Source organism: Pseudomonas sp. MF6776, from assembly GCF_016613125.1.
Lineage (GTDB): Bacteria > Pseudomonadota > Gammaproteobacteria > Pseudomonadales > Pseudomonadaceae > Aquipseudomonas > Aquipseudomonas iridis.
This window is the reverse complement of record NZ_JAENSQ010000006.1, coordinates 25,467-44,568: the sequence shown is the minus strand read 5'-3', so window position 1 is coordinate 44,568 and position 19,102 is coordinate 25,467. Positions and strand designations below refer to the sequence as shown.

Annotated in this window: 14 protein-coding genes; 2 read left to right on the top strand and 12 right to left on the bottom strand. The window is 58.9% G+C overall.

The annotated features are described in order from the left end of the window. Positions 1–2 precede the first annotated feature (2 nt). Positions 3–1,703, bottom strand: coding sequence for a type IV-A pilus assembly ATPase PilB (gene pilB, locus JJD74_RS08695; protein WP_200613021.1), 1,701 nt, complete (start codon positions 1,701–1,703; stop codon positions 3–5). Positions 1,704–1,929: 226 nt separating this feature from the next. Between pilB and JJD74_RS08690 the strand changes: the two genes are divergently transcribed. Both JJD74_RS08690 and JJD74_RS08685 read left to right on the top strand, forming a co-directional pair. Continuing rightward, positions 1,930–2,361: a pilin gene (locus tag JJD74_RS08690; protein WP_200613018.1), complete on the top strand. Its 432-nt coding sequence runs from the start codon at positions 1,930–1,932 to the stop codon at positions 2,359–2,361. A gap of 299 nt (positions 2,362–2,660) precedes the next feature. Beyond that, positions 2,661–3,017 (top strand): BON domain-containing protein, encoded by a 357-nt coding sequence (locus tag JJD74_RS08685; RefSeq protein WP_042561109.1) that lies wholly within the window; start codon positions 2,661–2,663, stop codon positions 3,015–3,017. A gap of 265 nt (positions 3,018–3,282) precedes the next feature. Here JJD74_RS08685 and JJD74_RS08680 read toward each other — a convergent pair whose 3' ends face one another. The 11 genes from JJD74_RS08680 to JJD74_RS08630 form a co-directional block, all read right to left on the bottom strand. After that, positions 3,283–3,582 carry a DUF2845 domain-containing protein gene (locus tag JJD74_RS08680; protein WP_200613016.1) on the bottom strand — a complete coding sequence of 100 codons (300 nt, stop codon included), beginning with the start codon at positions 3,580–3,582 and terminating at the stop codon, positions 3,283–3,285. After that, on the bottom strand, positions 3,579–6,530 hold the full coding sequence (locus tag JJD74_RS08675) for a DUF748 domain-containing protein (RefSeq protein WP_200613374.1): 2,952 nt from the start codon (positions 6,528–6,530) through the stop codon (positions 3,579–3,581). The genes JJD74_RS08680 and JJD74_RS08675 overlap by 4 nt, the downstream gene beginning before the upstream one ends. Before the next feature lie 216 nt (positions 6,531–6,746). Next, on the bottom strand, positions 6,747–7,763 hold the full coding sequence (locus tag JJD74_RS08670) for a class I SAM-dependent rRNA methyltransferase (RefSeq protein ID WP_200613000.1): 1,017 nt from the start codon (positions 7,761–7,763) through the stop codon (positions 6,747–6,749). 117 nt (positions 7,764–7,880) lie between these two features. Further along, positions 7,881–8,753 (bottom strand): oxygenase MpaB family protein, encoded by an 873-nt coding sequence (locus JJD74_RS08665; protein WP_200612997.1) that lies wholly within the window; start codon positions 8,751–8,753, stop codon positions 7,881–7,883. A gap of 51 nt (positions 8,754–8,804) precedes the next feature. After that, entirely contained in the window at positions 8,805–10,742 is a 1,938-nt protein-coding gene (gene acs / locus JJD74_RS08660) for an acetate--CoA ligase (protein WP_042561104.1), read from the bottom strand. A gap of 211 nt (positions 10,743–10,953) precedes the next feature. Beyond that, complete coding sequence (pgi, locus tag JJD74_RS08655; RefSeq protein ID WP_200612993.1) at positions 10,954–12,618, bottom strand: glucose-6-phosphate isomerase; 1,665 nt, start codon at positions 12,616–12,618, stop codon at positions 10,954–10,956. 344 nt (positions 12,619–12,962) lie between these two features. Beyond that, the gene (gene panC / locus JJD74_RS08650) at positions 12,963–13,823 is read right to left on the bottom strand and encodes a pantoate--beta-alanine ligase (protein ID WP_200612989.1); all 861 of its coding nucleotides are present in this window, start codon (positions 13,821–13,823) and stop codon (positions 12,963–12,965) included. After that, positions 13,820–14,620 carry a 3-methyl-2-oxobutanoate hydroxymethyltransferase gene (gene panB / locus JJD74_RS08645; RefSeq protein ID WP_047303260.1) on the bottom strand — a complete coding sequence of 267 codons (801 nt, stop codon included), beginning with the start codon at positions 14,618–14,620 and terminating at the stop codon, positions 13,820–13,822. The genes panC and panB overlap by 4 nt, the downstream gene beginning before the upstream one ends. 404 nt (positions 14,621–15,024) lie before the next feature. Then, positions 15,025–15,510 carry a 2-amino-4-hydroxy-6-hydroxymethyldihydropteridine diphosphokinase gene (folK, locus tag JJD74_RS08640; protein ID WP_200612986.1) on the bottom strand — a complete coding sequence of 162 codons (486 nt, stop codon included), beginning with the start codon at positions 15,508–15,510 and terminating at the stop codon, positions 15,025–15,027. A 3-nt stretch (positions 15,511–15,513) separates the two neighbouring features. Then, a complete protein-coding gene (locus JJD74_RS08635) occupies positions 15,514–16,914 on the bottom strand; it encodes a polynucleotide adenylyltransferase PcnB (protein WP_042561099.1) in 1,401 nt (466 codons plus the stop codon). A 735-nt stretch (positions 16,915–17,649) separates the two neighbouring features. Continuing rightward, a complete protein-coding gene (locus JJD74_RS08630) occupies positions 17,650–19,086 on the bottom strand; it encodes a sigma-54-dependent transcriptional regulator (RefSeq protein ID WP_047303255.1) in 1,437 nt (478 codons plus the stop codon). Positions 19,087–19,102: the final 16 nt, after the last annotated feature.

The following is a 19,102-nucleotide window of genomic DNA, read 5'->3' as shown; positions in this document are numbered from 1 at the left end:
GTTCAGTCCTTGGTGACCCGGTTGATTTCTTCCAGGCTGGTAATGCCTTGCATGGCTTTGCGCAGGCCTGAGGTACGCAGGTCGTCGAAGCCGTCGCGGCGCATCTGGATGTCGATTTCCAGCGAGTTGCCCTCGGCCATGATCAGTCGTTGCAGGTCTGCTGTGTTCTTCACCACTTCATAAATCCCCACGCGTCCCTTGTAACCGCCATTGCAGTGATCGCAACCGACTGGCTCGTAGATCGTGAAACTGCCGATGCGTTCCTCGGGGAAGCCTTCCTTGATCAGGGTTTCGCGCGGAATCTCGATGGCTCTCTTGCAGTGGCTGCACAACTTGCGCGCCAGCCGCTGGGCGATGATCAGGCTGACCGAAGTGGCGATGTTGAAGCCGGGGATACCCATGTTGTGCAGTCGCGTCAGGGTTTCCGCCGCGCTGTTGGTGTGCAGTGTCGAAAGCACGAGGTGGCCGGTCTGCGCTGCCTTGATCGCGATCTCGGCGGTTTCCAGATCGCGGATCTCGCCGACCATGATCACGTCCGGATCCTGACGCAGAAACGAGCGCAAGGCCTGGGCAAAGTCGAGCCCCTGCCTGGGGTTGACGTTGACCTGGTTGATGCCTTCCATATTGATCTCCACCGGGTCTTCGGCGGTGGATATGTTGATGTCGACCGTGTTGAGAATATTCAGCCCGGTGTACAGCGACACCGTTTTGCCCGAGCCAGTGGGGCCGGTGACCAGAATCATCCCTTGTGGCTGCTTGAGGGCTGCCAAATACAGGTCTTTCTGCTCAGGCTCATAGCCGAGGGCGTCGATGCCCATTTGCGCGCTGGAGGGATCGAGAATCCGGATCACCACTTTCTCGCCCCACAGGGTCGGCAGGGTATTGACCCGGAAGTCGATCGACTTGCTTTTGGACAGGCGCATCTTGATCCGCCCGTCCTGCGGTTTGCGCCGTTCGGAGATGTCGAGGCTGGCCATGACTTTCAAACGTGCGGCGATGCGCCCGGCCAGTTGGATCGGCGGCTTGGCCACCTCGCGCAGAATGCCGTCGGTGCGCACCCGTACCCGGTAGTTTTTTTCGTAAGGCTCGAAATGCAGGTCGGAGGAGCCGCTTTTGATCGCATCGAGCAGCATCTTGTGGACGAAACGCACCACCGGCGCATCGTCGGCGTCTTGTCCGCCGATGGCGTCCTGCTTGTTGTCGTCGATCGATTCGACATCGAGGCCGTCGAGATCGACGTCGGCCATGTCTTCGAGACCGGTGCCGTGAGTGTCGAAGAATTTTTCGATGGCATCGCTGAGCTTGTCGTCCTCCACCAGGATGGCTTCGGTGCTCAACCCGGTGCTGAACTGGATGTCGTTGATTGCCTGATGATTGCTCGGGTCGGAAATTCCCACGAACAGCTTGTTGCCGCGCCGCCACAAGGGCAGGGCATGATGCTGGCGCACCAGTTTTTCACTGACCAGGCCTTTGGGCTGGGTTTCCTTGTCCAGGCAATTAAGGTCGAGGAACGCCATGCCGAAGTGCTCGGAGGCGATCTCGGCGACCTGCGCGCTCTTTACCAGTTTGTTCTGCACCAGATAGCTGACCAGCGACAGCCGATTGCGCTGGGCCTGTTGCCAGGCCTGCTGGGCACTTTTTTCCGTGAGCAGTTCGGCCTGCACCAATTGCTTGGCCAGACCGCTCAGAGCGATGTCATTCATGGGGATTCCGCACGCTTGCAGTTCATGACTTATAGCCTAGTCAAGTGACAGCGCCAAACACGGTCGGCGCAGGTGACAAAAAGTGTCAGATAGTGCGGTTGCGGGCTGTAGGAAACTGCGTAGAGCACTGCTCGCGCTTTGTGAGCAGGGCTTTCAGGCGCTTGGCATGGGCTATGCTCTGCTCTTCTCAGATCATGAGATTTCGACTCATGCATGGAGCATTTCTATGAAAAAACAACAAGGTTTTACGCTGATCGAGCTGCTGATCGTTGTGGCGATCATCGGGATTCTGGCGACTATCGCCCTGCCGCAGTATTCGAAATATCAAGCGCGATCCAAGGTGACGGCGGGGCTGGCAGAAATCAGTGCGATGAAAGTGCCATTCGAGGACGTCATTAACCAAGGTACTGATCCCACACTGACTAACGTGGCGGGCAGTGCGACGGTTACCACCTCAAACTGTTCGGTGACCGCGTCGGGCACCGCTTCTTCGGGTGCCGGGAGTATCGTTTGTACGATCAAAAATGCGCCAGGCCCAGTATTGGACAAAACCATCACGCTCACTCGGTCCTCTGGCACCGGCGCGGGTCTCTGGACTTGCGGCACTACCGTTGCACCTGACTATTCGCCAAAAGGCTGTACTGCTAGCGGTACATAAGGCTTTCATTGTTTTTTGGTTAAGTGCCCCGCAATGCGGGGCATTTTTCATTGCGCAGCGCTTCACAAAAGCTTCAATAATTTCAGCGCCTTAGGAACTTTTCAAAAAGCCGCAACTTGCATGTGAATATTCAGCCACTCATGCATTTTGCATGAATCCGGAAATTTACCTTATTTATAAGTTGTTGATTTATAAGGTTTTTATGTCATCTGAAAAGTTGGCACAGCGTTCGCAATATCTACGGTAACCCTGCTGACAAGACATCCAGCAGACTTTCCAGAAAAACAGGAGTTACTCGTATGAAGAAGTTCGCTATCACTGCCGCTGCTGCAACCGCGCTGACCCTGACCATGGCTTCCGGTGCATTCGCACAATCGGCTCAGGCTACTCAGGCTCCAATGACTCTGGCAGCCGGTGAAGTCACCGAGATGAAACAAGATACTTCCGATACCTGGATCACCACTAAGGTCAAAGCTGACCTGGTCACCGAAAAAGGCATTCCAGGTACCGACATCAAAGTAGAAACCAACAAAGGCGTTGTGTCGCTGTCGTCGACTACTGCTGTAACCGAATCGCAGAAAGACGTAGCTGTTGCCATCGCCAAGAAAATCAAAGGCGTTAAAGCGGTATCCGCTGACGGCCTGAAAGCCGAGTAAGGCATGACTTCTCGCCTGGACCGGGAGAAGGGGCGACAGACGGGCCGAGCAATACGTCTGCCGCAACTTTAGAGTTCATGCGAACGATCACACGGATGTGATCATTACGGGCCCCGACACTTTGTGTCGGGGCCCGTTTTATTTGGCACGCAACAAACAATGTGGGAGCGAGCCTGCTCGCGAAGTGCTCTGTCAGCCGACGAAGATGTCGACTGACGCGTTGCATTCGCGAGCAGGCTCGCTCCCACATGAGTTTGGTGTCGGGTCAATTACCGCGTTTGCTATTGATCTGCTTCAGACGATTGCCTTCAAAGCGCAGGTATTGATACATGCCGTTGTTCGGGCCGTAGGTCCATTCCTCGACCTGAAACTCTTCCCGCCGATTGGCGCTGCGCTTGTAACCCAGTACATCGCGGCTCACGGGCTCGCCACACTTGTTCAGCACCTCGCTTGCGCGGTCGCCAAGGCTGATCAGTTGGCTGCCGCAACGCAATGTATCGGAGGCTGACGCCTGGCCAGCAACGAATGTCAGTGCCATTGCCGCCAGCCATTTACGATGGGTCATTCGGCATCCAGGTGCATTTGCGTCACCACCCGACCGTCGCTTTCAGCCTCGCCCAGATTGGTGTCGATGAAGTACACGCGGTCGTCAGCCAGTTGGCCCTTGTCCACCAGAAAATCCTTGATGCTGCTGGCACGGTCCTGGCCCAACTGACGCAGCAGCACATCGCTGGAACTCCAGAACTGGATTACGCCTTCGCGCATTTTCGCTGTGCGTTCTTCCTTGCCCAGATCCTTCCATTCGGCCGGCGGCTGAGTCTTCAGACGAGTGCGATAGATGCCTTCGAGCAGTGGGCCTTTCTCGCTGTCCGGCACGTCAATCAAGGATGCCTGAGACGGGACTTTATCGCCGCGGCGCTGGAGCATCTTGTAGTAGTTGTATTGGTATTCACGTTCCAGGCGCTGTTCGGCAAGCAATGGGCCGTCGCTGCTTTTGGCGGCGACGCCCTCGATTTCCAGGCGCAGGGCCGGACGCTCCTTGAGTGCCTGGGACAGCTTGATCAGCGCCCCCTCGGCATCCTTGTTCAACTCGCTGGAGCCCGGCGCGAAGGACACCGTGCCGAGATCCTGGGAGCCGCCACCGCTGACCAAACCGCCAATCATTTTGAATGGCGCCGCAGCTGCTTTGACGATCAGATTGCGCAGGGTCTGCCAGACAATCGGCATCACGCTGAATTGCGGATTGTTCAAGTCGCCCGTCACGGGTAACTCTATGGAGATTTTGCCGTCGACGTCTTTGAGCAACGCGATTGCCAGTTTCAACGGCAGGCTTGTCGCGTCCGGACTGTCGACTCTCTCACCCAGTTGCAGTTGCTCGACCACCACTTTGTTCTCGGCCTTCAGTTGGCCCTTGGTGATCAGGTAATGCAGGTCGAGGTTGAGCCGGCCCTTGCGGATGCGGTATCCGGCGAATTTGCCGGAGTAGGGTGTCAGGGTGGTCAGCTCGACCCGTTTGAAACTGGTGGTGATGTCGAGGCTGGCCATCGGGTCGAAAGGATTGACCGCGCCCTTGATGGTCACCGGTGCATAGCGGTCAACCTTGCCTTTGATGTCGACAGTGGCCGGTTTCGACTGTCGACTGTCGATGGTGCCGATCTGGCCGTTGAGTTGCTGGACGGCGGTGGCGAAATTCGGCGTCAGGCTGAAATCGGCGAAGTTGGCCGAGCCGTCGTTGATGGCGATACCGCCGATGCGAATGCCCAATGGTTTGTCTTTGCTGGCCGGTTTGGCGGCGGCGGTTGTCGTGCCGCTGTCGGCAGGCTGCGGAATCAGCAGATCATCGATGTTGGTGGTGCGGTCATCGTTGATCATGAAGCGCACGTACGGCTGTAACAGGTTGACCTTGTCGATCGACAGGCTGTCGCCATGCTGATAGTTCAAGCCTTCCACAACGACTTGCTGCCACTTGAGGAAGTCGCGGGTTTTCAAGGTGTCGAGGGTGTGCAGTTGATCGATCTGCGCGCGGCCGGTCACGCTGAGCGCCAGCGGTTCGGTGCTCTTGAGGTTGACCTTGAGGTCACTGCCGAGCATGCCGCTGCGCAATTCGAGACGAATGAACGGATTGATGTAGGACTGCGCAACACGCAGGTCGATGTCCTGGGTTTTAACGTTGAGCTGGGCGTTGACCGGCGCCAGATTGACCGTGCCATCGGCGAGGATCTTGCCCTGCTTGCCTAACCCGGTATCGAGTTTGAGCTTGAAGGGTGATCCGTTGAGGCTGTCAAAATCCTGCAGGTCGACGTTCAGCGGGGTGACATCCAGTGTCACCGGTGGATTGGCCGACCGGTCAGCCAGATGGACGGTGTAGTTGCGCAGCTGCACATCTTTGAGCAGTACTTGCCATGGCTTGTCCGGCGCGCTCGGTTCAGGTTTTGGCGAGTCGGCGGTCGCAGGCGTGCTGGCCGGTTCGGCGGCGGCTTTGGCGGCGGGTTTCGAAGGCTGGCTGGCGAACAGTTTCTGCCAGTCCAGTTGCCCGTCAGCCTCAAGGGCGGCCCAGGTTTCCAGTTTCTGGCTACGAATCTTGCCAACCACCACTTGCTGTTTCGCCAGGTCCACCGAGGTCTCGCTGACATCAAGGCGTTCAAGTTTCGCCAGTGGGCGCCCGTCGGGTGCCTTGATCGCGAACGGCGCGATGCTCACTGCAACGTTGTTCAGTTGCAGCTCGGTTTGTTTCGACAGATTGAGTTTGTATTCGGTGCTGAGGTTCATCACGCCGTTTTCAAGAACCAGGGGCACCGCGTCTCGTACGTAAGGCCAAAACGCTTTCATATTGCCGTCAGTGATTTTCAGCGTGCCTTCGGAGGTGATCGGGATCAGGCTGAAATTGCCGCTCCAGTCGATTCGGCCACCGTTGGGACCGATCGCGACCAGCGTCATGTCGGCGCTGTCTTCGGGCAGAGTGCTGAGATTTTTCAGCTCGAAGTTGAGATCGTCGTAGAGGAATTCGATGGGTTCGCTCGGGCGCACATCCTCAAAGTGCACGACACCGTTGGCGAGTTTGATCTGGTCGATGCGCAGAGGAAACGGTTTGGCATCGGGATCGGCGGGTGTCGGTTCACTGGCAGGTATGTTGAACAGACCGAGCAGGTTGAGCTTGCCGTCTTTGGCGAAGAGGATTTCGGTCTTCGGTTTGTCCAGTTCGATGTTGGACAGATGGACTGCTTTCGTCCACAGGCTATCGAGTTGCAGGTCGGCGTACAGGCGTTCAAAACCGACCTGTTCTTTGCCGGGCTCGCCGATGACCAGGCCCCACAAGGTGACTTCAAGGCTGAACGGATTGAGTTCGATGCGCTGGATATGCGCAGGCACCGCTGCGTAGTTGGCCAGTTGCTGGTTGGCAACACGCAACGCGATGCCCGGTAAAATCAGAAACCCGAGCAAGCTGTAGAGGGCCAGAGCGGTCAACAGTGCGCCAATCGCGCGAATCAATCCTTTGGGCATGTGCGGCTTCATCTGTCGGAAACGGAGTGCCTTGGAGTATGGCACGCGATTCTGGTTCCGAAGTACCTGGTGTAGAACAGGATTGTTCAGATTCTTCGGAAAACATAAAACACTGTGGGAGCTGGCTTGCCAGCGATGACGGCCGATCATTCGACATAGATGTCGCCTGGTCCACCGCAATCGCTGGCAAGCCAGCTCCCACAGGTTGTTCGCCGCAAAGCAATGTGATCAGAGTTGCAGGATCAGGGTTTTCAACGGCGGCTGTTGGTCCAGCGACGGAAAATCCGCGCCCGGGGTCATCACGCTCCATTCGCGCACCGGGCGCCCGGCCTTCTCGGCGCAGCGCAGGACCTGTTCGCGCCAGTCGTCCATGCTGACTTTCGCCAGGTTGTTGCAGCAGATCAGCACGCCGTTGTCGGCGGTGGTCAGCAGGGCCGGTTTGAGCAGGCTTTGATAGTCGCGCAGCAGGTCGACGGTGCCGAACGCGCTCTTGGCCCAGGCCGGCGGATCGAGCAGTACCAGATCGTACTGGCGCTGTTCCAGGCGCTGATAGCTCGGCAGTTTCTGCCCGCGTCGTTGACTGATGGGCAGACCGGCCAGTTGGCGGATGGCCGGAAAGTAGTCGGACTGGACGAACTCCATTTCCGGCAACTGCGGATTGAGCAAACCGTTTTCGCGACCAACGGCGAGGTTGCCTTCGGCAAAATCGAGGTTACACACTTCACGGGCGCCACCGGCCGCGGCACTCAGGCCAACGCCGCAGGTGTAGGCGAACAGGTTGAGCACGCTTTTGCCTTTGGCGTGATCCTTGACCCAGCCGCGGGTGTTGCGCAGGTCGAGGAACAGCAGCGGATCCTGCCCGGCATGGCGTCCGCGTACACGGTAATTGAGGCCCCATTCGTGACCGACCAGATCCGCCAGCGCGGCGTCGTCAGCGCGGTAGACGTGGTCTTCGCGGTCGATACGCGAGTTGCCGCGGGAGCGGTCGTTGTAGACCAGCAAAGTCTCCAGACCCAGAGTCTGGTTGACGATAGCGTGCAGTTGCAGCAACTCGTCACGCTCCAGCGTCTGGTGAAAGCTTTGCACCAGCAATTGCGGGCCGTAACGGTCGATGGTCAGGCCGCCGGCGCCTTCCTGGCTGCCATGGAACAGGCGATAACAATCGGTGCCCTGGCTGTGCAGTACAGAGAGCAAGTCCTGACGTTGATCGAGGGCGGCGCGCAGCGCCTGATTCAAGGAAGACATGCGGGCGCCTTGCTGGAGAGAATTGGGGCGCGGGAGTTTAGCAGTTACTGAGCTGCAAGCTCTAAGCTTCAAGCCTCAAGCTCAAAACTTGCAGCTTGCAGCTTGCAGCTCTGAGCGTCAGCGAAGCAGCCCCATCCGCCGCTTTGCCCGTTGCACCGAGCCATTGCGCATCGCCCAGCGTAGCATCGGCGCGCTGCGCTTGACGCTGGCGCGGATCAGTTGGCGTTGCAGCGGATTCTGTCGGGCGTCGAGCATGTCGCTGGCCCAGTCTGGCAACAGATCGATGCCGGCCTTCATCATCAGATCGCCAAATGGCCGCGCCATCAGGCTGGGGGCCGGGGCTTCGAGCAGCAGGCGCAGGACTTCGCGGCTGCGCTCATCGCAGAGCAACTGCGGGCGCATGCGTTGCAGATAATCCGCCACGGCCTGCCGCGATTTCGGCACATCCCGGGCGCCGAGGCGCTCGGCGACCACGGCGATTTCTGCGTAATACCGGTCCTGATCGGCCAATGACAACTGTGGATTGCGATAACGCAGATGCGCCGCGAGAAAGTTACTGACTTCCGCCACATGCACCCACGTCAGCAAATCCGGATCGCTGGCCGCATAAGGCCGGCCATCTGGCGCCGTGCCGACGACTTGCAGGTGAATGGTGCGGACTTTCTCGATCAACCAGTCGGCGTCGCGGCGTGAACCGAAAGTGGTGCCGGAGACAAACTGACTGGTGCGGCGCAAACGTCCGAGCATGTCTTCACGAAAGTTCGAGTGGTCCCAGACCCCGGCCAGCGCCAGTGGATGCAGCGCCTGCAGCAATAGCGCACTGATGCCGCCGATCAACATGCTGCTGAAGTCGCCGTGCACCTGCCAACTGACCGAGTCGGGGCCAAACAGCCCCGGGTCGCCCTTGGGGTTTTCCAGATCGAGCTGGCCGAGGGACAGACCGGTCAGGCTCATGAGTTGGTTTTCGATACGACTGCGGATGAATTCCATGAGCACTCAGTGAGGGAGTGGGGCGCGCTCGGTTGGCCGCGCCCGCAAGGGTTACTGATTGAGGCGCGTGTCGATCAGGCCTTGCACCACGCTCGGATCGGCCAAGGTCGAAGTGTCACCGAGGCTGTCGAGTTCGTTGCAGGCGATCTTGCGCAATATGCGCCGCATGATCTTGCCTGAGCGGGTTTTCGGCAAGGCCGGCGCCCACTGGATCAGATCCGGTTTGGCGAAGCTGCCGATCTCCTTGCTGACGTGGGCCAACAGTTCTTTTTTCAGCTCATCGCTGGGCTCGGTGCCGTTCATCGGTGTGACGAAGGCGTAAATGCCCTGACCTTTGACGTCATGTGGATAACCGACCACCGCTGCCTCGGCGATGCTGTTGTGCAGCACCAGCGCGCTTTCCACTTCGGCGGTGCCGATACGATGGCCGGAGACGTTGATCACATCGTCGATACGTCCGGTGATCCAGTAATCGCCGTCCTCGTCGCGACGGGCGCCGTCGCCGGTGAAGTAGTAGCCGGGGTAGGGCTTGAAGTAGGTATCGACCATCCGTTGCGGGTCGCCGTAGACACTGCGGATCTGTCCCGGCCAGCTTGATTTTATGGCGAGCACGCCGCTGCCGGCGCCTTTGATCTCTTTGCCGTGTTCATCGAGAAGCACCGGCTGCACGCCGAACATCGGTTGCGTGGCGCAGCCCGGCTTGATCCGCTGCGCACTGACCAAGGGGCTGAGCATGATGCCGCCGGTCTCGGTCTGCCACCAGGTATCGACGATGGGGCAGCGTTGTTCGCCAACCACGTTGAAATACCATTCCCACGCTTCCGGGTTGATCGGCTCACCGACGCTGCCGAGTAATCTGAGGCTCTGTCGGGAAGTTTCCTTCAACGGTTCGGCACCTTCGCGCATCAACGCGCGCAGTGCCGTCGGTGCGGTGTAGAAGATATTGACCTTGTGCTTGTCGATGACCTGCCAGAAGCGCGAGCTGCTCGGATAGCTCGGCACGCCTTCGAACATCAGCGTGGTCGCGCCATTGGCCAGTGGCCCGTAGACAATGTAGCTGTGGCCCGTCACCCAGCCGACGTCGGCCGTGCACCAGAACACTTCGCCGTCGCGGTAATCGAGCACGTATTTGAAGGTCATCGCCGCTTGCAGCAGATAGCCGCCGGTGGTGTGCAGCACCCCTTTGGGCTTGCCGGTGCTGCCGGAGGTATAGAGGATGAACAGCGGGTCTTCGGCGTCCATCGGTTCCGGTGGGCAGTCGTCGCTGACGTCGCGCACAGCCTGGTGATACCAAAGGTCCCGGCCTTCGACCCAATCGACCTTGCCTTGGGTACGCTCGACCACGATGACAGTGCTGACATCCGGGCAACTTTGCAGGGCTTTGTCGACGTTGCTTTTCAGCGGCACGAATTTGCCACCGCGCACGCCTTCATCGGCGGTGATCACGGTACGGCAATCGGCATCAAGGATGCGGTCGCGCATGGAGTCAGGAGAAAAACCGCCAAACACCACCGAATGAACGGCGCCAATTCGGGTGCAGGCGAGCATGGCGTAAGCCGCCTCGGGAATCATCGGCATGTAGATGCACACCCGATCGCCTTTCTTCACGCCACGGCTTTTCAATACGTTGGCCAGTCGGCAGACGTGGTGATGAAGTTTTTTATAGGTGATTTGCGCCGATTCGGCAGGGTCGTCGCCTTCCCAGAGCAGGGCGGTTTGATCGCCGCGCTGTGCTAAGTGACGGTCGATGCAGTTGTAACTGACGTTCAGTTTGCCGCCGGCAAACCAGGCGGCTTCACCGGTTTTCAGGTCGTAGCGCTGAACGGTTTGCCACGGTGTGCTCCAGTCGAGGAAGCGTGTGGCCTGTTCGGCCCAGAAACTGCTGGGGTGTTCAATGGATTCGCGGTACAGGCGCTGATAGTCGTCCTGACTCAACTGAGCAGCCCGGCGGACGGCATCGGCTTGGGGGAACGTGCTGATATCGAACATGACGGTTCCTTATTCTTGTTGTGCGAAGAATAAAGATGCGCCGAGCGGTCAACAGGTTCAAGTCATCCACAAACAACTGTGGGAGCGAGCCTGCTCGCGAATGCGGAGTGTCAGTCAACAAAGAGGCTGAATGACAAACCGCATTCGCGAGCAGGCTCGCTCCCACAGTGGATAAGTGTTGCCCGCAGGATCTGTGGGCAACACAGTCAAATCAACCGCGGTGACGACCGCGGAAGTAGCTGATCAAGCCCTGGGTAGACGGATCGTCAGCGTTGGTTTCGTCGCTGCCGACCAGGCGATTGTAAACGCCCTTGCCCAATTCCTTGCCCAGTTCCACGCCCCACTGGTCAAAGGCATTGATGCCCCAGACCACGCTTTGCACGAACACTTTGTGCTCATACATGGCCACCAGTGCGCCAAGACGACGCGGGCTGATGCGTTCGACCACAAGGGTGTTGCTCGGACGGTTGCCCGGGATCACCTTGTGCGGAGCAAGTTTGTGCACCTGGTCTTCGCTCATGCCCTTTTCGCGCAATTCGGCTTCGGCTTCCGGCAGGGTCTTGCCGAGCATCAGCGCCTGGCTCTGCGACAGGCAGTTGGCGTACAGCCACTGATGGTGGTCGGCCACCGGGTTGAAGCTGACGATTGGCACGATGAAGTCGGCCGGGATCAGTTGGCTGCCTTGATGCAGCAGCTGGTGGTAGGCGTGCTGACCGTTGCAGCCGACGCCGCCCCAGATCACCGGGCCGGTATCTGTCGAGACCGGGGTACCGTCCTGACGCACGCTCTTGCCGTTGGACTCCATGTCCAGTTGCTGCAAGTGCTTGGTGATGTTGCGCAGGTAATGGTCGTACGGCAGGATCGCGTGGCTTTGCGCGCCCCAGAAGTTGCCGTACCACACGCCGAGCAGCGCCAGCAGCACTGGCATGTTCTGTTCGAACGGCGCGGTCTGGAAATGCTGGTCCATGGTGTAGGCACCGGACAGCAGTTCCTTGAAGTTGGACATGCCGATGGCCAGGGCAATAGGCAAACCGATGGCCGACCACAGCGAGTAACGGCCGCCAACCCAGTCCCACATCGGGAAGATGTTTTCTTCACGAATGCCAAACGCCACGGCCGCGGCGTTGTTGCTCGACACAGCGATGAAGTGACGATACAGCTCGGCTTCCGAACCGCCCTGAGCCAGGTACCAGGCGCGTGCGGCCTGAGCGTTCTTCAGGGTTTCGAGGGTGTTGAACGACTTCGACGAGACGATGAACAGCGTGGTTTCGGCGCGCAGCTTTTGTGTCAGTTCATGGAACTCGCTGCCGTCGATGTTTGCCAGGTAGTGGCAGCGCACGCCTTTTTGCGCGTAGGACAGCAAGGCTTCGGACACCAGCTCAGGGCCGAGGAACGAGCCACCGATGCCGATGTTGACCACGTCAGTGATCGGCTTCTCGGTGTAACCACGCCACAGACCGTCGTGGATGCGGCCGACCAGATCGGTGATCTGATTCAGTACCTTGTGCACTTCCGGCATCACGTTGACGCCGTTGACCGACAGCTTGTCGCCGACCGGACGGCGCAGGGCGGTGTGCAGCGCTGGACGCTGTTCGGACGTATTGACGATTTCGCCGTCGAACAACGCTTTGATCGCGCCCTTCAGATCGACTTCATTGGCCAGGTTCACCAGCAGGTCGCGGGTCTGGGCGTTGATCAAATTCTTCGAATAATCGAGAAACAGCCCGCAGCTGCTGAGAGTGAACTGATTGAAGCGCTGCGGATCGGCGTTAAAGGCTTCGCGCATGCTGAAATCCTGCATGGCTTGGCGGTGATCTTTCAACGCTTGCCAGGCGGGCAGAGCGGTAACGTCTTGAGGATTGAGGTAATACGCCATCGCTGCGGTTTTCCTTTTTACTTGAACGGCCTTTTGAACACTGAACAGGCCTGCACGCCATGTTTGGGCGTGGGCCAACTGCGTTGTCACGGTTTCTGGACACAGGGCGAATACAGTAAACCTCGCGCTGCAATCTGTCTTGACTTTGTCTGACCCGATCCCTGTACTTTTTTAACATTGATACCGGGAACGAGGCGACAAACGGCCAATACACACCAGCAGTGGAGCGAAAACAAATGTGGGAGCGAGCCTGCTCGCGAATGCGGTGTGTCAGTCAACAACCAGGCTGAATGACACACCGCCTTCGCGAGCAGGCTCGCTCCCACTGGGTATTGCGGTGATGCTTACGTCGGCGTATCGAGATTCAGGTGCAGGTTATCGATCAACCGCGTAGTGCCGAGGAACGCTGCCACCAGAATCACCAGATCACGGTCTTCAGCCGTCGCCGGACGCAAGGTCACGGCGTGGCGGATATCCAGATAATCCGGGCGCAGGCCAGCGGCTTCGAGCTGCTGCAGTTGCGCGCTGATCAGCGCCGGGAAATCCCGTTCACCTTGCTTGATCGACTCGGCAATCGTGCTCAGGGTGCGATAGACGACCGGGGCTACGGCGCGTTGTTCTTCGCTGAGGAAACCGTTGCGCGACGACAGTGCAAGGCCATCGTCAGCGCGGACTGTCGGTTCGCCGATGATCTGGATCGGCATGTTCAGGTCATGCACCAGCGCGCGGATCACCGCCAGTTGCTGGAAATCCTTCTGACCGAAAATCGCCAGATCCGGCTGAACCATGTTGAACAGTTTGCTGACCACTGTCGCCACACCTTCGAAATGCCCCGGACGGCTGGCGCCACACAGACCTTCGGAAAGTTGCGGCACGCTGACCCGGGTTTGCCCGGCCATGCCATCGGGGTACATTTCTTCGACGGTCGGCGCGAACAGCAGCGAGCAACCGGCTTCCAGCAGTTTTTCCTGATCCGCCGCGAGGGTGCGCGGGTATTTGTCGAGGTCTTCGCCGGCGCCGAACTGCAGCGGGTTGACGAAAATGCTCGCGACCACGAAATCCACGCGTTGCGTGGCTTTGGTCACCAGCGCGACGTGGCCGCTGTGCAGGTTGCCCATGGTCGGCACGAAGCCGATGCGCTTGCCTTCGCTACGGGCGCGGGCTACGGCAGCGCGCAGTTCGCGTACGGTTTTGACGGTGTTCATGCAGAGAATCCGTGTTCGATGCCAGGGAACGTGGTGGCTTTGACTTCGCTGACGTAAGCCTTGAGGGCCGAATCGATACTGTCCTGACCGTGCATGAAGTTTTTCACGAACTTGGGTACGCGGCCGGAGATCGACAGACCGAGCATGTCGTGCAGCACCAGGACCTGACCATCGGTGGCGCTACCAGCGCCGATGCCGATGACCGGAATCTTCACTGCCTGACTGATTTCCGCAGCCAGTTCGCTCGGTACGCATTCGAGCAGCAGCATGGCCGCGCCAGCCTGTTCCAGTGAAATGGCGTCAGCACGCATCTGCCGCGCCTGGTTCTCGTTGCGGCCCTGCACTTTATAGCCACCGAGAATGTTCACCGCTTGCGGGGTCAGGCCCATGTGCGCGCAGACCGGGATACCGCGTTCGGCGAGCAGACGGATCGACTCGGCCAGCCACAATGCACCCTCGACCTTGATCATGTGCGCGCCGGCCTGCATCAGCATGGCGGCGTTGGTCATGGTTTGCTCGAGAGTGGCGTAGGCCATGAACGGCAGGTCGGCCATGATCAGGGCATCGCGGTTGCCGCGTTTGACGCAGGCAGTGTGATAGGCCATTTCTGCGGTGGTCACCGGCAGGGTGCTGTCGTGACCTTGCAGGACCATGCCGAGTGAGTCGCCCACCAGCAACACTTCGACACCGGCCTCGTTGCAGGCGTGGGCGAAAGTCGCGTCATAGCAGGTCAGCATGGTGATCTTTTCACCTTTCTGCTTGAGGCTCTGGAGCGTGGTCAGGGTGATGGCTGGCATGTAAAAAATCCTCGTTCAGGCGCTCTGGAAACTACTGCGAGTAACGCGCGTGATTCTTCATCTACTCAGGCGCACGGTCTTTTGTCGTGCTTATAAGGCCTGGATTGCGCCCGTATGTGCCGGGTTGGCGGCAGCGGGACGCCTATAGTCGTGAGGAGCCAAGCGGAAGTCAATTGTGTGTGTTACCGCGTTGTTACGAGGGGAGTGTTACCGGCGTTACTGATGCGATTCAGCGGCGCGGCGGGGCTGATTCGCGGGGTTTTTGTCGGACAAAAATAGCGATGCCGCACGCTATCCATGTAGGCGCTGCCGAAGGCTGCGATCATTCGATCCTTGGGGTTCTAAAAACAAGAACAAGATCAAAAGATCGCAGCCTGCGGCAGCTCCTACAGGGGGGATTTGTTTCAGGCTTGGGCGAGGCGTTCGAGGCCGACGAACGGGCAGGCGGCCAGCAGACCGGCAAGGCTACGGCCATCGGCAAGAAGCAAATCGGCTGGAGCCAGTTCGGCCATCGGATACAGGACGAACGCGCGTTCCTGAATCTGGTAGTGCGGGACTTTCAGTCGTGGTTCGTCGATCAGTCGATCACCGAACAGCAGAATATCCAGATCCAGCGTGCGCGGACCCCAGCGCTCCAGACGTTCGCGGCCCTGATCGTTTTCGATGGCTTGCAGCGCGTCGAGCAGATCCAGCGGGGCCAGTGCGCTGTCGAGCGCGGCGACCGCATTGGTGTAACGCGGTTGGCCCGGCAGCAGCGAGTCGCTTTGATAGAAGGCGGAAACGCCGACGAGTGCGGTCTGCGGCAATTGCCCCAGCGCGTCGACCGCGCTGCGCAATTGTTCGGCAGGGTCAGCGAGGTTGCTGCCCATGCCGATGTAGATGCGTTCCATGCCTTACTCGCCTGTGGCGCTCGGCGCACCGGCGCGCTTGCGCTTGGAACCGCCGCTGCGACGACGTTTGCGCGGAGCACCGCTGGCATCGTCACCCTTGCCGCTGAGGTCGCGGATCATGTCGCGACGTTCGCTGTCGTTGGCATCCTGATAGTCAGTCCACCATTCGCCCAGGCCGTCGGTCTGCTCGCCAGCGCTTTCACGCAACAGCAGGAAGTCGTAACCGGCGCGGAAGCGCGGGTTGTCGAGCAACAAGTCGGCACGCTTGCCGCTGCGCCGTGGCAGGCGCTCCTGCATGTCCCAGATCTCGCGGATCGGCATGGTGAAGCGCTTTGGAATCGCAATGCGCTGGCACTGTTCGGCGATCAGCTCGTGCGCGGCTTCCTGCATTGCCGGAATCGGCGGCATGCCACGCTCTTGCAGACGCAGAACGCGGGCCGGCAGGGCGGGCCACAGCATCGCGGCAAACAGGAACGCCGGGGTCACCGGTTTGTTCTGCTTGATGCGCAAGTCGGTGTTGGTCAGCGCTTCGCTGATCAGCGTGTGGGTGTAATCCGGGTTGTGATCCAGTGCGTCGGCGCTGGCCGGGAACAGCGGGGCGAACAGTTGCAGATCGACCAGCATCTCGAAGGTGATCGCACCGTGTCCGGAAAGGAACAGCTTGAGCACTTCTTCGAACAGGCGCGCCGAGGGGATCTCGCGCAGCATCGGTGCCAGTTCGCGGATCGGCTGAACGGTGTGTTTTTCGATGCCGAAATTGAGCTTGGCGGCGAAACGCACGGCCCGCAGCATGCGTACCGGGTCTTCCTGGTAACGCTGCTTTGGATCGCCAATCAGGCGGATCAGGTGATTGCGAATGTCGTGTACGCCGTTGGCGTAATCGAGAATGCGTTCGCTGACCGGATCGTAATACAGGGCGTTGATGGTGAAGTCGCGGCGTTGCGCGTCTTCTTCCAGAGTGCCGTAGACGTTGTCGCGCAGAATCCGCCCGCTTTCGTTACGCGAAGACTGATTACTGTCTTCATCGTCTTCGTTTACGGGGTGATTGGCGCGGAAGGTCGCGACTTCAATGATTTCGCGACCGAAATGGATATGCACCAGTTTGAAGCGGCGGCCGATGATCCGCGCATTGCGGAATTCGGCGCGGACTTGCTCGGGCGTGGCGCTGGTGGCGACGTCGAAATCCTTGGGCGTGATACCCAAAAGCATGTCACGCACGCAACCGCCGACCAGATAGGCCTGGTAACCGGCGCCCTGCAAGCGTTCGACAATATTGACCGCGTAGCGGCTGAATTGCGTTTTCTGCAGCGAATGTTGACCGCTGTTGAGCACTTCAGGGGTGCTACGGATGTGTTGCGTACGACGCACGGGAGTTCGGAATGACTGGAACAACTTCTTCAGCATGGGATGCACTGTTTGAAGGAATGTTCGGCCATACCAAAGAATGACCGCATGATGGGCGCAGATTCTAGCATTTAGTCAGGGGATGGTGTAGGAGACAGCAGATTCGAGCTGAAAGCCGCAAGCTACAAGGGTGAAGCGGGAGTAAAAGGGCGATTTTTACAGATGGGAGAAACTACAAGGGGAGCCGAAGCTCCCCAAGAAAGTAGTTGCGTGCTCTTTTTTATTATTGATTCGGGCTTCTTGTTTTTGTTGAGTGCCCTCGCCATGAAGCTTTTCCTTCATGACCCTCCCAATCGGGAGCCAAGAGCAAACGGATTGCTTTGGTCGCTGAATTGCAGTGATCTCTCGATCCAACCAGTACAGGCTCTGTCTTAGGACAGTTTTTGTTGTTCTCGGCCTGGTCGTGGGGCAAGCCCCAAATACAACGCCTCTCCAAAAGAATCAGTTAGCTGCGCCTCTCGCCGTCTTGTTTTTATTGTGCGTGAGTCGATTCGTCTTATTTTTATTGTCTTGTGCATTGCTTGTTATTGTTCTTGTACCAAACATATAGCAGGGGGCGTGCCAACTTTTGCGAGGCCCAATAAAACAAGGGGTTAGGTCGATATAACCGTTTTGTCGGGACGAAAAAAAGCCGGGGTTTCGTTACCGATAACCCCGGCTTCTGTTACGTGAATGGACTGAGGTAACAGTTTTTTCACATCTTTAAACGTTACCCGCACACTCGACAGGTAACGTTCAGCTCTCGCTGGCAACCCCGGTCTTGCGCCGTGGAATGCCCAGACGCTGACGGCGTTCCCACAGGCATTTACGGCTGACGCCCAGTTTGCGCGCCAGTTCGGTCTCGGTCATGTGGTCTTGATGCTCGAGGACGAAGTGCTGGAAGTAGTCCTCCAGCGACAGATCTTCAGTCGGCTCGTGGCTGCTGTTGCTGGCGTTACCGCTCGTTTGCGGTGGCAGGCCGATGAACTCGTCGTCTTCCAGATCGCTCAGCTCGATGTCGATGCCCAGCAGCTCCGCGGAAATCTCCGGACTCTCGCTGAGAATCACCGCGCGCTCCACAGCATTTTCCAACTCACGCACGTTACCCGGCCAGGAATAGTGACGGATGGCCTGTTCGGCATCCGCGGCAAATGTCAGGTCGGTACGGTTGATGCGCGCGCTCTGGCGGGCGAGGAAGGCGCTGGCGATCTCGTTGACGTCAGCACCGCGCTCGCGCAGGGCCGGCAGTTTCAATGCGATCACGTGCAGGCGGTAATAAAGGTCTTCGCGGAACTGGCCGATTTTCGCCAGGCTCTTGAGGTCCCGGTGAGTCGCCGCGATCAGGCGCACATCGACCTTCTGCGACTGCACCGAACCCACCCGGCGAATTTCGCCTTCCTGCAACACACGCAGCAAGCGGGCCTGGGCTTCGAGTGGCAGTTCGCCGATCTCGTCGAGGAACAGCGTGCCACCGTCCGCGGCTTCGACCAGGCCAGCGCGCCCGGCGCTGGCGCCAGTGAACGCGCCTTTTTCGTGGCCGAACAGTTCGGACTCGATCAGGCTTTCCGGGATGGCCGCACAGTTCACCGAGATCATCGGCGCCTTGGCGCGTTTCGACAGGTTGTGCAGGGCGCGCGCCACCAGCTCTTTACCGGTGCCGGACTCGCCCTGGATCAGCACATTGGAATCGGTCGGGGCGACTTTGCGGATCTTGCTGTAAAGATCCTGCATGGGCGGGCACGAGCCGATGATGCCGATTTCGCCATTGCTGTTGTCGACGGCGGACTTGCCGCCGCTATTGGCGGTTTTGGCGGTAACAGTCTCACCGGCAGCAGGCGCCGATTGACGATCACGCAAGATTCGCGCGACAGCCTGGAGCATTTCATCGTGGTCGAAAGGCTTGGCGATGTAGTCCACCGCGCCCATCTTCATCGAATCCACCGCCGAGCGCAGGCTGGCGTAACTGGTCATGATCAGCACCGGGGTGCCTTGGCCAAGCTTGATCAGCTCGGTGCCAGGGGCGCCCGGCAAGCGCAGATCGCTGACGATCAGATCGAACGTAGGAATGGTGAAGCGTTCTTGTGCTTCCTGCACTGAACCGGCTTCGCTCACCTGGTACTGGTTACGTTCCAGCAGGCGGCGCAAGGCGGAGCGGATAATTGTTTCGTCTTCGACGATCAAAATGTGCGGCATTGATTCGATACTCTCG

Coding starts and splice junctions, on each gene's coding strand:
- pilB (WP_200613021.1), bottom strand. CDS start 1,703: ATGAATGACATCGCTCTGAGCGGTCTGGCCAAGCAATTGGTGCAGGCC.
- JJD74_RS08690 (WP_200613018.1), top strand. CDS start 1,930: ATGAAAAAACAACAAGGTTTTACGCTGATCGAGCTGCTGATCGTTGTG.
- JJD74_RS08685 (WP_042561109.1), top strand. CDS start 2,661: ATGAAGAAGTTCGCTATCACTGCCGCTGCTGCAACCGCGCTGACCCTG.
- JJD74_RS08680 (WP_200613016.1), bottom strand. CDS start 3,582: ATGACCCATCGTAAATGGCTGGCGGCAATGGCACTGACATTCGTTGCT.
- JJD74_RS08675 (WP_200613374.1), bottom strand. CDS start 6,530: ATGAAGCCGCACATGCCCAAAGGATTGATTCGCGCGATTGGCGCACTG.
- JJD74_RS08670 (WP_200613000.1), bottom strand. CDS start 7,763: ATGTCTTCCTTGAATCAGGCGCTGCGCGCCGCCCTCGATCAACGTCAG.
- JJD74_RS08665 (WP_200612997.1), bottom strand. CDS start 8,753: ATGGAATTCATCCGCAGTCGTATCGAAAACCAACTCATGAGCCTGACC.
- acs (WP_042561104.1), bottom strand. CDS start 10,742: ATGTTCGATATCAGCACGTTCCCCCAAGCCGATGCCGTCCGCCGGGCT.
- pgi (WP_200612993.1), bottom strand. CDS start 12,618: ATGGCGTATTACCTCAATCCTCAAGACGTTACCGCTCTGCCCGCCTGG.
- panC (WP_200612989.1), bottom strand. CDS start 13,823: ATGAACACCGTCAAAACCGTACGCGAACTGCGCGCTGCCGTAGCCCGC.
- panB (WP_047303260.1), bottom strand. CDS start 14,620: ATGCCAGCCATCACCCTGACCACGCTCCAGAGCCTCAAGCAGAAAGGT.
- folK (WP_200612986.1), bottom strand. CDS start 15,510: ATGGAACGCATCTACATCGGCATGGGCAGCAACCTCGCTGACCCTGCC.
- JJD74_RS08635 (WP_042561099.1), bottom strand. CDS start 16,914: ATGCTGAAGAAGTTGTTCCAGTCATTCCGAACTCCCGTGCGTCGTACG.
- JJD74_RS08630 (WP_047303255.1), bottom strand. CDS start 19,086: ATGCCGCACATTTTGATCGTCGAAGACGAAACAATTATCCGCTCCGCC.